Genomic DNA, 13,933 nt, shown 5'->3' with positions numbered 1-13,933 from the left:
AATCCCTCACGCGTGGAAAGAGGAACGGAGGTTCATATGACAGTTGTCAAGAAAACCGAGAACGAACAGATACGCGAACTCAACGACAGGTTCCGCAAGACTGGTCTTGGCGGCACCGTGATGCTCACCCATGGCATTGCATCCTTGCCGGAAGAAGATCAGGTAGCGATCGTTGGAGCAGTACAACGGTTTGATGGCTTCACCAGAGAAAATGATCCGTATGGCGAACACGACTGCGCTGCAGTTGAAACCGGCCGACATCGTGTGTTCTTCAAGATCGACTACTACAACCCGGAGCTTACGCATCACTCTGATGATCCCACCGATCCCGAGAAGACGATGCGCGTTCTTACCATCATGTTGCCGGAAGAATACTGACGGCACAACGCACTCACGACCGTGAGTGCGTTTTGCTGGCAGGTTGACACTTGTCAATCAACATGTTCGAAAAAGTCTTGGGTATCATATCGCAGCAACGCGAACAGAGTAAACAAAACTCAAAGAAACTTCGCTAATTCGAGCGCTGGTTCGCACAGCTGACACACATAAAAATCAAACGAGGCATACGTCGACGGGTCGCTGATATTGAATCCGAATTCACGACATTCGTCGACAACTAAAAGCCCTAAGCCGCTACTAAGTCAACGTCGATTTCTGCAAGCGCGCGTTCAGCATTGGCCTTTGCGGTATCAAAATCAGCACCCACCGCCAGAATTTCTGCAATGCTATCTCCGTTCTTCGTGGGCGGGCCAACGAGCGTGCCGGGCTCAACAAGGGTCGAGACTGAAGTGATACCGGGCAGACCACGCAGATAATCGACGTTTCTGATGCCTTGAAAAACTCCCGGGCAACTTGCCCAAACATTTTGGATCGAGGCCGCTTGTTGACGCAGCGCCGCCCAGCGCCTGCGTCTTCCTAGAGCCGCCTCCACCACCGCATTGACCGCGCTGACCCCTGTCGCCATTTCAATAAGATGGGAACCGATCTTGCCTCCTGCCAAGCGAGGATTTATCTCCATGATTGCAACCTCCTGTGCTCTGACCCGGCACTCCGTATGGACTGCACCGTGATCAATGCCCATGGCCCCAAGGACCCTAACTACAGCTGTTGTCGCTACCTCAACCTCTGGCCCTGCATAGGGAAACACGTGACCAGCTTCCACGAAATGGGCGCGCTCTTGCCCAATCACTTGCTTCAACGTCACTCCGATCACCTGACAAGGCCCGCCTGGATATTGAATAGTTTCTACGCTGAACTCTGGCCAGTCGATGAATGCCTCCAGCAATACGCCAGGAGGTACGGACTGGCCGGCGGAATTGTGTGTTCGGCTAAGCGCCTGTGAAACATAGGTTTCCAATTCACTGGTTGAGCGGATAAGCCTGACGCCGATTCCGTCATTTTCTTCTTGCGGCTTGGCGATCAGCGGCAGACCCAGCCGCGCCTGAGCTGCACTAACCTCGTCTGCTGCCATCACCAAGGCAAACTCCGTGTTGCAGTCAGGCGCTTGTTCAGCCAATGCCTCACGCATCTTATGCTTGTTCCGTGCTCGTAAAGCTGCCTGGTAGCGCAGACCCGGGAGGCCAAGTGTCTGTGCTGCAAAGGCCGCCTGCGGCACATACATATCTGCTGTCGTGGTCAACGCGACAACCGAGCGATCCCTGGCGCGCGCTTTAGCGATCTGTGCCACGACCTGTGCACTATCGGTATCACAGGTGATGACATCATCCACTTGCGCTAGCAGGTCAGTTGCATATATGGCGGGATCTCTGGTTAGCAAGGTGACCGACAACCCCTCTTCGCGGGCAAACACACTTGCCAAGTACCCCGCACCAGTAACGCTTGCCTCTACAAAGATGATCTCTTGTGTCATGATTGTGCCTACAATCTGCGCGCGTTGTCATGATCCGCACACTCTACCAGGGGCGCAACAAAGAGCGTGTAAAAACGCAAGCACACCGCGCCACTTCCGATCATCACAACTACAAGTGTCACCCGGCCCGCATACTCAAGCGCCCGCAATGCGACTGTCTTTCGAGTAGCCCTCCCGGACCATTCGAGCGGCTCAAAACCTGGCATACGATGAAACATGACAAGTCCTCGCGCACCATCAGGGAGGGCGGGCAATTCCAGATGCAAAATGTCTCCCTCCCTGTGAAGGTCCAGTGCGTCGAACTCCACATCACAGCCGAATCCCTCATCTGTAGTGCCGCAGCAAGAACATTCCTGTCGGAAAATTGGGGGCAATAGGGCGGAGAACGGCTTGCGCTGGCTGCGTGTAGCCTCCGCGCCGCAGCGGGAGCAGATGATCTGAGTTTGATCGAACCTGCGATAGTACCTACTGTAGAGGCCCTCAAGCCAGCCGTGATTCTGCACCGCCTTCGTGAGGGAAAGCGCCAGTATCCCCTCTACTCCATCCACTGCCCTTGAAAGTGAGTCTTCAACCACCTCCACCTCTGGCAGAGTCAAATCGATCAGTGAGCTGGCCTGGACCACATACCCGCATTGGTCAATCGCCTGCGACAGGACGGAAAGCCGGTCCTGAAAATCAGGCGGTGTCGGCGCCCAGCGCGCAAAGCCTGCGGCCACATGTTCTAGCTTGGCAGCCTTGGTAAGGGCGCGTTGAAGGGACTTAAGAGCCGAGTTGTTGCGCGCAATGGGAGTAAGTTGGGCGGATAGGGACCGACTGCGACCATGATCGGCACACGTCATCGCCGCATCCCCTAAAAGCTGCATCCCTGGCCTCTCACCCATATTGATCGCCAATCGGTTCAAGAAGCTCACCGTCTCACCCAACGAGACACCACTTGCCAAAGCCTCAACAAATAGCCGGCCAAATTGCAAAGAGGTGTGAGTGTTGGTGGTATTACCTAATACTGACGTTCCCAATCCGAACAGATGACGGGCTAGTGAATAGGCCTCCGGCACAGATGATCTCGCGAGCCTGAGCGAAGCACATGAGTTCAACAACACCGCATCGGCCAGTTTGAACGCAGGTATCACGACACGTCCGGGTAGAAACTCTGTTTGGTATGTGCTCAACCAGTGGGGGCCAAACTGTGTGCAATACTCTGCCCCGTGACCTGTCAGAGCAAGGCTTCGCGGCGCAGGTTCTGCAGGGTCTAGCACTATATCCGCTACACGCTCAGCCGAAAGGTTGCAACGATGACCTGAGCGGTATGCCTCTGCTATACCATCACCGGCCAATACGTACGCAATGGCGTCATCGACAGCCCGATGAGGTATCTGTGATGATAGTGCAAGCGGTGTAACTGGTTGCGCGTCCAAAAGATACAAACCACAGCCGCGACCATCTTTGGCAAGCGCCCAATTTATCAGCACACTCGAAAGATGGTTAGTTAGATCCTCCCAGCGACCGGCAAAAGTCAAAGACGCTGCTGTACGCAGGGCGGCAAGATTTTCCAGCGTGTCAAGGTTTTCCACCAACACCAAAGGCCGGTCTGGGAACTGACGCGCTGCAGCTTTACCGTTCCCCCGATAGGCCAAAACAATATCGTCGATCATCCGTTTGCGGCACGGGCTCCGCCTCTTTCTTGCAAAACGGGGCCTGTCCTCGCGCGATACTGTACTACACCCGCCATATAGTTCATCACAATGCCTGCCGCCAACTGCGATGTCATCCCATCTCGATCAAGCGGTGGGCTAACCTCAGTCAGATCAAAAACTCTTACGTACCCAGAGGCGGCGATCTCATAGACCATGTCGACTACTTCATGCGCAAGAAGCCCACAAGGATTTGGTACACTGGTGCCGGGCGCAAATGCCTGGTCCACTGCATCTATGTCCACCGTTAGGTAAACCCCATCGGTACCAGCGGTGACATGGGCGATGGCCTCTTCTACCACAGCGCGTTGGCCGCTTGTCCGAATATCATAGGGCGTAGCAACATAAACACCTCTCGTTTGCGCGGCCTGCATGTAAGCTTCGGAATAGATTGGCGCGTTGATCCCCAACTGTGCCACTTTACTATAGTCAATGACGTCACCCAATGTATGCATCCAATGGCCAGAATGCTCTTTGCCGGGGATTGGTTCCCGCGAGTCAAAATGCGCATCGATTACTAGCAAGCCCATGCACCGCCCGCCATTGCGGTCAATGGCGCCGCGCACACAAGGATCGCTGATTGAATGATCACCGCCCAATATGATCGGTGAGATGTGATTTGGGAAGGCAGCCACCTCATTGCGGATATTCTGATAGCTTTGCTCAAAGGAGCGCACGATATCGACGGCCCCAAAATTTGCGAAACCGGCGCGCTCGAGCGAGACGCGTTTGTCGGCGCAATAGGCTGTGTAGCCGTTTAGCGCCGCCAATATGCTCTCCGGGCCAAATCTACAACCCGGCCTGTGGCTAACCGCAAAGTCAAACGGAACAGAAAGGAAACCAAAAACCGGATCGCTGGGGCCGTCCTCATCCGGAGGCGCCCATTTGTCCTTAATCCAGGTGACTGTTTCATCGCGGACCACCGGAATGTGGTCGCCAGTAACCGCCACCTGCCGCTCTCGGTCCAGCATGGTCTATGTCCCATCTTCGGGTTTAGGTTTCGGATTCATGGCGAACTCTAGACCGCCAGTAACGACAGGATCATCACCCTTTGTGGCTTTATAGAGCCGGTAAAGTTGGACCTTGCGCTCAAGCCCAGAAAGCGCGTCGCCGTCATCCCAGACCCGCTCTCTCAGCAAGCAGAACCCGTCCTGCACCGGCGCGCGTACATGGCGCGAGAACTTCGAATTCCAGATCGTCTCCAGACTGTCGCGCCGAATATGTCCTAGAAATCGACCCAGACCATTGCAATCGTAAACCTCACCAAAAAGGTTCACAAATAAACCCACATTGACCTGCCGGCAGCGGTAGCCTCCTGCCATCGGTCGAGACGGTTCATAGGTCAGTCCGAACTCTTGCTCATCAACTTTCTGAACCGCTTGAATCATTCGATTAGTGCGCTCGCGCTCAAGCAACATCGCTTGCTTATCCGCTCGCCCTTCCGGAATCAAAGTGACGATGTAATTGTGGATATTATTCTCGCGGCACCAACGGTGCATCTCTACCACTTCGGCGAAATCGGCAGATTCATTGAACTGAGGTGTCACGACCATATCCACAGCAAGCCGAGTCGGAATGGTCTTGTTGAATCCACGCTCCATCAGCAGTTTCAAGGCCCGCTGCGCCTTGATGCCATAGCCCCTTACCCCCACCATCTTGTCCTGCACCGCGCTAGACATTGAGTTCTGTTTCAAAAAGACGGTGGTACCCAAATTGAAGAGCCGGTCTACGGCATTTTCGTTAAGATGATAGCCGCTGGTGAAAAGAACGGTTGTCATGCCGAGGTTGTGGACAAACTCCACAATATCCCAAAAGCCAGGGTCGATCATTGGCTCACCCGCGCCGGGAAACTCGACAGTAGTTGCACCGAGCGCTCTCGCTTGTGAAACGAGCTCACACCTTTCGTGAGTTGTAATCTCAATCCGGTTGGGCACGTCATTAAAACGATCCGGGGTGCGATCACAGTAAAAACAATTCAGCTTGCATTCACCCGTGAGATCCAGGTCAAGATGGAGCATCGCGTTTTGCACACGCGCCGCCTCTACAATATCGGTGGAATAATCTGTACCAGCCGCCCAAAGATTTTCGAGACGCTCGCGTCCGGCAACTAGATGCGGAAGTCTAGAAATATCATGCATCTCAATCACGCAGATTTCAGAATCTTAAAACTGCTGCTTTTTCAATCTTGTCTCGAAAGATAGCAGTTAAGGAACGCTAAACCGCTGCCGACCGGTTTAGCCCGTCAAAATGGAGAACGGATTTGGGCCGATTTTGAAAGGTTCAACGAAACCCGGATTCGGATTGTGCTGATCCGATCTGCTTTATAGCTAGACTTGAACGACGCCCAATAGCTTCGAGATCCGCGCGAGTTTTTCGTCTAACAATGCCAACTGAACAGCTCCCTGAGCCTCTTTCACTTCGCGAATGGCTTCTTCAAGAGCTTCCATTTCTTTTGCAGACAATGTTTTCTCTTTCATGGTTGTTCCCTCGACAACTATAAATAGATCCTAGCGCCTAAATAAACTTAGCACGAGAGTAAAGTCTTGGTCAAACCCGCCGACAATATTGGGAGAAATATCAGGCAAAACAAGCAATTATGTCGTTATTGAAGGGCTTAATTTAAACTTGCTAAAACACAAAGGAAAGCACGAGGAAGAGTTCTATTCATCTTCCTCGTGCCCAGGGCATCATTTTCCAGGGCATCACGTCATACGATCAAAGATCGTTATACAGGCTGTGACCAGCGCTACATCGCTGGAACGGCTTTCGCAATTGGAGCCGACCAACTTGCAATTGGAGCAGCATGGTCACTCAATGCCTTTGCTGCTGGAGCAACTGGCACTGCGGATACTGGTACCGAACCTGACAGTTTGCCATCCGCTGGCACGCCAGCCAGTGGAACAGCGCTTTCAGCCAGTGGTGCAGCGGACGCCGCAAGTGGTGTACTCGCCGAAGCCAGGATTTCATGTACCTTCATAAGTACCTCTTTATCGGTTGCCAAAAATATCACCTCCTTTCAGTCTTGTCGTGAAAAAATTGGCGCACCCGACGGGACTCGAACCCGCATTTCCCAGCTCCCAAAGCCGGTGCTTTTTGCAGATGACCATCCAATTGAAGGTTCAGCTTTCGCTCGGTCTGCCGATGCCCTGGTTAAGCAAGCCGACCTCCGGAAGAGCCATTACAACCTTCTGGTATCGCAATTAGCCAGTTTAAGCTACAGGTGCATTTTCCTCCTGTTCTATTGTGGCGTGGGCGGCCAGCGCCCGGGCGTATTCATCAGAAATCAGGGCGCCGGCATTCTGCATGCGTGCAATATAGGCCTGCGTTGGCAGTAGCCCGCTTTCGCGCCAGGCGGGTGTGGCGAAATAGCATTCTGCCAGCACTGATTTGCCGATGGCGGAGATCACAACGGTCTGCGGCAGCCGGATATAGTGGTCAGGCACAAGCTCGATCCGGTCGAGGGTGGCAAGCTCTGCTACACTGACCTCATAGACAACACCCTCGACCTGCTGCCCCGCTTCGGCATCCACGGTGGCATAACCGACCCGCGGGTTCAACGAAGAACGTTTCGCAAATCGCAAAGTGAAGTCAGGCAGAACACCAGACCAGCGCAGAAATTCCCTTTCCCGATCTCTATTGAGCCGGCGGTAAAATTCAACTTGGTCCATATTGGACCCGTAAGCAAAATAATACGTCTTCATAACAACAGGATCGAATATTTGGACGAATCATACAACCCCTGGTAAAGTAACGGGCAAAATATCTATGACAAACTCTATTTCCGGGGATTATTTTGGCTATTGGTCTTGCTGAGGAGTTTCTTCTGGATCCCACAATTACCTACTTGAACCACGGTGCTTATGGCGCAACGCCGCGGGCTGTCTTTGAAGAACATTTGAGATGGCAGCGCTTGCTGGAAGCGGAGCCGGTGGATTTCCTGTCACGTCACGGCACAGAACGGCTGGCCTATTCGCGGCAGATTCTGGCGGACTTTCTGGGAACCGCGCGTGACAATCTGGTCTACGTAACCAATGGAACCGTGGGGTTGAATATTGTCGCCAACAGTCTGAAGCTTGGGCCGGGCGATGAGCTTTTGACAACGGATCATGAGCACGGCGGGATCGACAGATTGTTCCGGTTCAGCGCCGAGAAGTCGGGATTCAAGCTGGTGCATTGCCCGATCCCTGTGCCACTTACAACGCAAGAGGATATGCTCGACTGTTTCCTTTCGTCTGTGACCGATAATACACGGGCGATCCTGATATCGCATCTCTCTTCGCCGAGCTCAATCGTGTTCCCGGTCAAGCAAATCTGCAATTTTGCGAAATCCCGCGGCATCATGACCATTGTCGACGGGAGCCATGTTCCAGGACAGCTGGAGCTTGATCTAGAAGACATAGATGCTGATTTCTATGTTGGTATACTTCACAAATGGGTATGTGCGCCCAAGGGCTGCGCTTTTCTTTATGCGCGCCCACAAATGCAATGTTATCTTGACCCGCTGGTAGTCAGCTGGGGCTGGGAACCGAAAGTGCCAGGGCCCTCGCGTTTTGTGGAGTTTCATGAATGGCAGGGCAGCCGTGATATCTCGTCCTTTTTGTCAGTACCGGCCGCGCTTGATTTTTGGTCTGCGCGTGATTGGCCCGGCATCCGGCAGGCCTGTCGCGATATGGCGATGGCCGCGCGCCAAGAAGTGTGCAAGATGTTCGGCACCGAGCCCTATCATCCCGACAGCCCCGAATGGCATGGACAAATTACCTGTGCGCCGCTCCCCGCCGGAACTGACGCTAACGACCTGCTACACCGCCTGCGCCATGAGGATGGTATTGATGTTTCGGTCGATTATTTCGCCAATAATCCAAGGGTGAGGATCTCGGTCCAGGCATACAATGACTGGTCGGACATTGAACGCTTGCTTGATGCTTTGGAACGTCAGGTCAAGCATGCGCATAGCCGAGCCACGGCGCAGTGAGATTGCGATGGGACGGCTTTGGGACGTGTATCTCCGAAGAGGGCTTATTAGCTCTATCTGCACGGGGCTGCAGACCCTAAGAGGCAAACTTTTTGACCTCAGGCAAGGGGTGCACACAACCAAGCTGGTGCGAATCGAGACGCTGATTACCGATTGGCGCGAGTGCCACGATTATTTTCCAACTGAGGCCGCTACATTTGCCCGATTGATCAAAACTGCCAACATAACGCCTGCGCAGGAAAGTTTTATGGATATCGGTTCTGGCATGGGGCGCATATTGATGCTGGCGCATGAGATGGGATTTCGCGAGGTGCAGGGGGTTGAAATCTCGGAAAGCTTGAACGCGATTGCGGGGAACAATCTCGCCCGCTGTGTCAAAGGCGATGCCCCAATAAAGCTCATGCAAGGCGATGCCGCAACGATCGAAATGCCGCAATCCGTTTCAGTGTTTTATCTTTACAATCCCTGCAAGGGCTCGCGACTGCGCCAAACGATGGCAAACATAAGAGTCTCTATTGCGCAGCGACCAAGACAGGCATGGGTGCTTTTCAACAATACCGCGCATATCAAGGACCTTGAAGAAGAACTTGATTGGCTTGTGCCGCACGCCCGCTTTACGGCGGAGCATGAATGTGCGGTCTATAACGTCCGCCTACCGGGGGTAAAAGGCGACCGTGAAGGCCAGACAAGTTCGACTGCCTGACAGAAAAGTTCACTAGATCACGCAAGCCCGATGCTTTGCAACAGCTTACAGTTTGAGTCGCATCACCGCTTGACCCAACGCTGTGGTAATCGCTCCACCCGGTGCCAGCAGGGCAAGGGCCTCTTCCAAAGGATAGCCTACAACATGAAGATCATAACCCTGCGGTGCCGAGAGATTAGGCAGCAGCACAACACCTCTGGACTGTGCGCGGGTCAAAAGTAACCCTGCCGCCTGAAGTGTTGTCAGTTTGGGGGCAAGGCTGGGCAAAACCACCTCTCCGCGGTAGCCCGATGACATCACAGATACCTCATCATCACCCACGATCCCCCATTTCACCGCCAGTGTCGGAAAGATACCGGTCAGGCGGGGGTTGCAATCATGTACGAACCGATAGCAGCCCGCCCTATCGAGTATCAGATCAAAATTGATCGGCCCCCGGTAGCCAGAACGGGCAATGTGATCGGCAAGGGCTGCACAATCAGCAAGCATCCCGGCATCACAAAAGCTTTCCACCTCTGGCCCAAAATAGGGTCCAAGAAAATGCATCCGGGCTGCGTCGGTATACATTTGAGCGTTCAGTCCGAAACGCTGGGCGCCGGTATCAGTGATCATATAGCTGACGCCCAGACCAATGGGTCGGCTTTTTTCTGGCCCGCGGTGCAGATCCGGTTGCAGCAAAAAGGCTAGGTCGCGGCGCATCAAAGCCTGTTCTTTCACTAACTCGGCCAAAACATCGGGCGCGAAAGCATGATCGCAAAGCGCAGGATTCGCTGCGACCTCGGCTGCCAGTTCGGCGGCCTTTTGCTTCAAGGTTTCGCGATCGATGGCGGCGTCCCTGGAAAGCGCAGCTAAAAGCGCATCTTTGCTATCAGAAAAACCCGCTGAGTCAAAGCGAGCTGAGACATTGCCACTAGTATTGCGGTTCGTTTTCAAGAACAAGCCTGAGGTGGCCGGGGTCGAAGTCTGCGCCTTGAAAATAGCGGTAAGCGCCAGCCAATCTGGTACGCCACGAAGGTCCGCCTCGTTTATGATGGCGGTAGGTAGGTGGCGCGCTTCAGCAAGTTTGGCCTGACGGACCATCTCCGTATAAGCAGCCTTGTCTTGCAGGCGCATGGCCTGCTCGGCATCGGTTTGCGCTTGAGCCAGAGGCCAATTCGTCGCAATACCAAGGGTGCTGAACATTACATCCAAGCTTGCCAGAAAACGTGCATAGCTGGGTGAGATCTGGTTCAGCGCCACACCATGCGAGACTGAACGCGCAAGAGCTGCCTCTGACAGCCGTGCAGTCAATCGCTGGCTGGGCCGCACAGCAAGTGTTTCCACATCGAGTAGAACGAATAGTGGCTCTTTGATCGTTTTCATGCCAAAGAGACCGGTTGCCTCAGAGATCTCGGCAAAGCGCGCTGCCAGGTCTCGGATCAGTTTTTGGTAGCGGGCCACGTGATCTTCACTTGCTGCAAAAAACAGAGTCTGCCAACCTAGAAGTGCTGCATAGGTCAAAAAACGATCCTGACAGCGGTAAAAAAACGTCCGCTCTGCCTCTCCAGTATCAAAGATCAGCCCTCCCGCGATTATGACAAGCGGGTCGGGCCCACTACCATAGACAAACAAAGGGTGTTTGTCGGACAGGCTCATGCAGATGACGCCTTTGAGCGCAGTTGGCCGATCCCCACACCCTCGGTCGTTTGATACTCGACAAAACCAAAGGCATTCTTTGCAAGTTCCATGAAAGCGCTAAGCTCTGTGCGATTACGAGCAATCACCTCGTCAAAAAAGGGATCACCGGTTTGATCATTGAACAGAATGTTATGGGCTACCAACACTGCGCCGGTCCTCAAGTGCGGCAAGACAGCCTGCAACAAGCGGCAATACAGCCCTTTACCGCGCAACGCCGGGTCCGGGTGATCGCGGGGCAGTTCAGCATCGAGCACTACAAGATCGAATGTATCAGCGCATTGCGAGAGATATCGCTCGGCGGTATCGCACACTACCTCTACTTCGGGTTGGGCGCTGAAATTCGCTTGCGCGATCCTAGCCACTGCAGGGTCAGGATCAACCAATATTGCGCGCCCGACTCCCGCGACGATATTCGGTACAGCGAAACTGGCCCAATAGCCGTAATAAGAGCCCAGAAATATGGTACGACGCGGCCCCAGCGATGCGACAAGACGCTCGAGCAAAGCACCTTCTTCGGGGTAGATGAACGTGGTTCGCCCGCCGTGATTAAAGCCTGGCATGTGGCCTGAGGTTGGGGCAGCGTCAGGTCCAGCAACTAAACCCTGGCGGGCCAGATCGGCAAGGATGTTTGTGATCAAACGTTCAGGATTTGCGGGAATGCGCTTTAGAAACGGGATTTCATGCGGGGGAAACCCAGCCCTCACAATCGCCGGTCTAGCCTGATCAACAACCCGAGCCCATTGTGAATTGCTCAGCGCCCCGGCGTTGCGCCTTGCGTAGGCTGGCAACCGCTCCAAGACCGGGCGGGCGATATCAAAGACAGGCCCTTCAATGGGGGTCAGCAAACCATCCGTCACGCGTTGTCCGTCAACTCATCTTGTGCTTCTTGGCACAGTGGCATTGCCGCAATCAAACCGGATCCGCCACCAGCCGCCCAAAGTTCCTCTGCCAGATGCGGTGCATATGGTGAGAGCAGATGCAGAATTCTTTCGGCGCCGTAGCTCAGAATCGGAGCGAGGTCGTTGTTGTCCACCTGCCCACTACCTGCTTTTTCTAAACTGGTTATTAGCCGAGCGATCTGGGTGATCGCGAAATGAAAAGCGTTAGTCTCCATGCAGCTTTTCACCTTGCGTTCTGTTGCCTCAATCCAGTTTAGGGCACGGCGCGCCCGACGTGTTCGAGGCACAGGTGCCGGTTTGCCGCTTTCGAATGTGTCAGCATAAGCGCCGCAATACCTACGCACTGCCTTAAGAAGCGAGACCGCTTTGAGGATTACATCGTCGCTCCAATGCAGCTCTTGCTCTGGGGCAGCGCCCCAAAGCACCGCAATCCGCAAGGCATCCGCTCCAAAACGATCCAGCAGTTCAGCCGGATCAGTACCGTTGCCTGCACTCTTGCTCATTTTCACATTGTCGCGCTTGACCATGCCGACGGCGACTAGTGCGCTAACTGGGTCGGTCTCATCCGTTGCACCGATCATGTTTAACCCGACAGTTGTCGTACGCAAATGGAAAAAACAGGTCCGCGCCTGATCCACGCCACCAATCATCGTATTGACAGGCATCCAGTCTTCTACGCCCTGAGATCGGAAAATATTTTCAGCCTCGGGTCGGCTGGCGATCAGATAGTACCACCAAGGGCTGGAATAGGCTTCCAGCGTGTCGGTCTCGCGCTGGGCAGGCTCGCCGCAGGCCGGGCACGGAACATCGCGAAATGCAGCGATCTCAGTCAATGGGTTGGACGCTGTGGCATCAAATCGATCAGGAAGTGTTATCGGAAGCTCATGCTCTGGCACAGGAATAACGCCGCAGCTTTCGCAGATTACCATAGGAACCGGCGTACCCCAGGCACGAGGCCGCGCGATATCCCAGTCGCGCAGGCGGGTGCGCAAGGTCTTTTTAAGATTGTCAGGTAGTTCAGCAGGATGACCGCCAGTAGGCGTCAGCTTGTCGTCGGTAACCAGCAGCGTGGCACCCCGCTGATCGCGCCGCACGTCAGTGTCAATCTCGACCGGCAGTTTAATCTTGCCGCAGAGCGAGCGCGCCATCAACCCGTCAAAACAGTTGATGTGGAGCAAGGCTTCATCACCTTTTGGCAAACGGACGGCACGTGCGGAGAGAAACTCTTCCGGTTTGGACGCGTACACATTGGATTGAGTAGAGGGCATTATTGCTCCAGCCTCGAAAAGTTCAAATACGGCCTCGTAGCCCGGGCGTGCACCAACCCAGTCTTTGTGAATCTTCAGAATCGTCTTGGGCCAGCCGTTCGGCTCTGGACGGTCTTCCACCATTTGTGCAAGTTCAACTTCACGAATAAACCAGCGATCCATGATTCGGGTTTCTACCGGAGTTTTGCAGCGCCAGCAGCATCCGCTTTCTACAAGGTTCTCGGCTAGGGTGGTATGACAATCGTTGCACCAATTAACAGGGCCGCGCGCTCGATAAATCAGTCCCGCCTCATAGAACTTTAGAAACACCCATTGCACCCAACGGAAATAGGGCGGCTCATGGTCGCTGATGGTCAGCGAGCGGTCGTGGCTGTATCCAAGACGCCGGAACATGGCGGACATGGTCACCATGTTTTCGTCGACCAGATCATACGGTGGCTTGTTGGCAGCTCGTGCTGCTGTTTCAATTGGCAGGCCGAAAGCGTCGAATCCGGTGGTGTAAAGTACATCATAGCCTAACTTACGCCGATAGCGCGCCACTGCGTCACCAATGGTGTAGTTTCGGACATGGCCAATGTGCAGGCGACCGTTTGCATAGGGGGGCAGCTCCACCACAAACCATGATTTGCGGCCGGCCCGTCGCTGCGTGCGGTGAACGCCTGCTTCCTCCCAGGCCTGTTGCCAATGCAGTTCATATGCCCAGCGATCCAATAATCCCACCTTCATAAAAATACGGTAATACAATGAACTTAGGCTGAATTGTTATTTCGAGCCAAAGCAAACAGAAGAGCTGGCTCAAGAATATGCGCAGACCGGAGCAAATATAAAAGCCGCACATGATATGGAGCCAAGC

General features: G+C 54.1%; 13 protein-coding genes and 1 tRNA gene. 4 read left to right on the top strand and 10 right to left on the bottom strand.

The features are described from left to right. Positions 1–36 precede the first annotated feature (36 nt). Positions 37–378, top strand: coding sequence for a DUF3768 domain-containing protein (locus tag OOZ53_RS07770; protein WP_271088851.1), 342 nt, complete (start codon positions 37–39; stop codon positions 376–378). Between the two features lie 247 nt (positions 379–625). Here the strand turns inward: OOZ53_RS07770 and OOZ53_RS07765 are convergent, their stop codons facing one another. From OOZ53_RS07765 to OOZ53_RS07745, 5 genes are all read right to left on the bottom strand, one after another. After that, positions 626–1,870, bottom strand: a complete 1,245-nt coding sequence (locus OOZ53_RS07765; RefSeq protein WP_271088850.1) for an ATP-grasp domain-containing protein — start codon at positions 1,868–1,870, stop codon at positions 626–628. A gap of 8 nt (positions 1,871–1,878) precedes the next feature. Continuing rightward, complete coding sequence (locus tag OOZ53_RS07760) at positions 1,879–3,522, bottom strand: hypothetical protein (protein ID WP_271088849.1); 1,644 nt, start codon at positions 3,520–3,522, stop codon at positions 1,879–1,881. Continuing rightward, positions 3,519–4,532 (bottom strand): agmatinase family protein, encoded by a 1,014-nt coding sequence (locus OOZ53_RS07755; RefSeq protein ID WP_271088848.1) that lies wholly within the window; start codon positions 4,530–4,532, stop codon positions 3,519–3,521. Before OOZ53_RS07755 ends, OOZ53_RS07760 begins: the two co-directional genes overlap by 4 nt. A 3-nt stretch (positions 4,533–4,535) precedes the next feature. Then, positions 4,536–5,699, bottom strand: a complete 1,164-nt coding sequence (locus OOZ53_RS07750) for a radical SAM/SPASM domain-containing protein (protein ID WP_271089187.1) — start codon at positions 5,697–5,699, stop codon at positions 4,536–4,538. A gap of 189 nt (positions 5,700–5,888) precedes the next feature. Beyond that, positions 5,889–6,038: a hypothetical protein gene (locus tag OOZ53_RS07745; protein ID WP_271088847.1), complete on the bottom strand. Its 150-nt coding sequence runs from the start codon at positions 6,036–6,038 to the stop codon at positions 5,889–5,891. An 88-nt stretch (positions 6,039–6,126) separates the two neighbouring features. Here OOZ53_RS07745 and OOZ53_RS07740 point away from each other — a divergent pair, with 88 nt between their 5' ends. Continuing rightward, the gene (locus OOZ53_RS07740) at positions 6,127–6,540 is read left to right on the top strand and encodes a hypothetical protein (protein WP_271088846.1); all 414 of its coding nucleotides are present in this window, start codon (positions 6,127–6,129) and stop codon (positions 6,538–6,540) included. A gap of 58 nt (positions 6,541–6,598) precedes the next feature. Here OOZ53_RS07740 and OOZ53_RS07735 read toward each other — a convergent pair. Together OOZ53_RS07735 and OOZ53_RS07730 are read right to left on the bottom strand one after the other, a co-directional pair. Further along, positions 6,599–6,785 (bottom strand) — tRNA-Pro (locus tag OOZ53_RS07735). Beyond that, positions 6,771–7,262, bottom strand: a complete 492-nt coding sequence (locus OOZ53_RS07730) for a gamma-glutamylcyclotransferase family protein (RefSeq protein WP_271088845.1) — start codon at positions 7,260–7,262, stop codon at positions 6,771–6,773. Before OOZ53_RS07730 ends, OOZ53_RS07735 begins: the two co-directional genes overlap by 15 nt. Before the next feature lie 92 nt (positions 7,263–7,354). Here OOZ53_RS07730 and OOZ53_RS07725 point away from each other — a divergent pair, with 92 nt between their 5' ends. Both OOZ53_RS07725 and OOZ53_RS07720 read left to right on the top strand, forming a co-directional pair. Beyond that, positions 7,355–8,533 carry an aminotransferase class V-fold PLP-dependent enzyme gene (locus tag OOZ53_RS07725; protein ID WP_271088844.1) on the top strand — a complete coding sequence of 393 codons (1,179 nt, stop codon included), beginning with the start codon at positions 7,355–7,357 and terminating at the stop codon, positions 8,531–8,533. A gap of 7 nt (positions 8,534–8,540) precedes the next feature. Next, positions 8,541–9,236: a class I SAM-dependent methyltransferase gene (locus OOZ53_RS07720; RefSeq protein WP_271088843.1), complete on the top strand. Its 696-nt coding sequence runs from the start codon at positions 8,541–8,543 to the stop codon at positions 9,234–9,236. 45 nt (positions 9,237–9,281) lie between these two features. Here OOZ53_RS07720 and OOZ53_RS07715 read toward each other — a convergent pair whose 3' ends face one another. From OOZ53_RS07715 to OOZ53_RS07705, 3 genes are read right to left on the bottom strand one after another with little or no spacing between them, the layout of a single operon-like run. Then, positions 9,282–10,871 carry a hypothetical protein gene (locus OOZ53_RS07715; RefSeq protein WP_271088842.1) on the bottom strand — a complete coding sequence of 530 codons (1,590 nt, stop codon included), beginning with the start codon at positions 10,869–10,871 and terminating at the stop codon, positions 9,282–9,284. Further along, a complete protein-coding gene (locus OOZ53_RS07710) occupies positions 10,868–11,770 on the bottom strand; it encodes an O-methyltransferase (RefSeq protein ID WP_271088841.1) in 903 nt (300 codons plus the stop codon). Before OOZ53_RS07710 ends, OOZ53_RS07715 begins: the two co-directional genes overlap by 4 nt. Next, positions 11,767–13,824, bottom strand: coding sequence for a class I tRNA ligase family protein (locus OOZ53_RS07705; protein ID WP_271088840.1), 2,058 nt, complete (start codon positions 13,822–13,824; stop codon positions 11,767–11,769). The genes OOZ53_RS07710 and OOZ53_RS07705 overlap by 4 nt, the downstream gene beginning before the upstream one ends. Positions 13,825–13,933: the final 109 nt, after the last annotated feature.

Source organism: Allohoeflea poritis, assembly GCF_027889715.1.
GTDB classification, from domain to species: domain Bacteria; phylum Pseudomonadota; class Alphaproteobacteria; order Rhizobiales; family Rhizobiaceae; genus Hoeflea_A; species Hoeflea_A poritis.
This window is presented reverse-complemented; position numbering and strand designations above follow the sequence as displayed.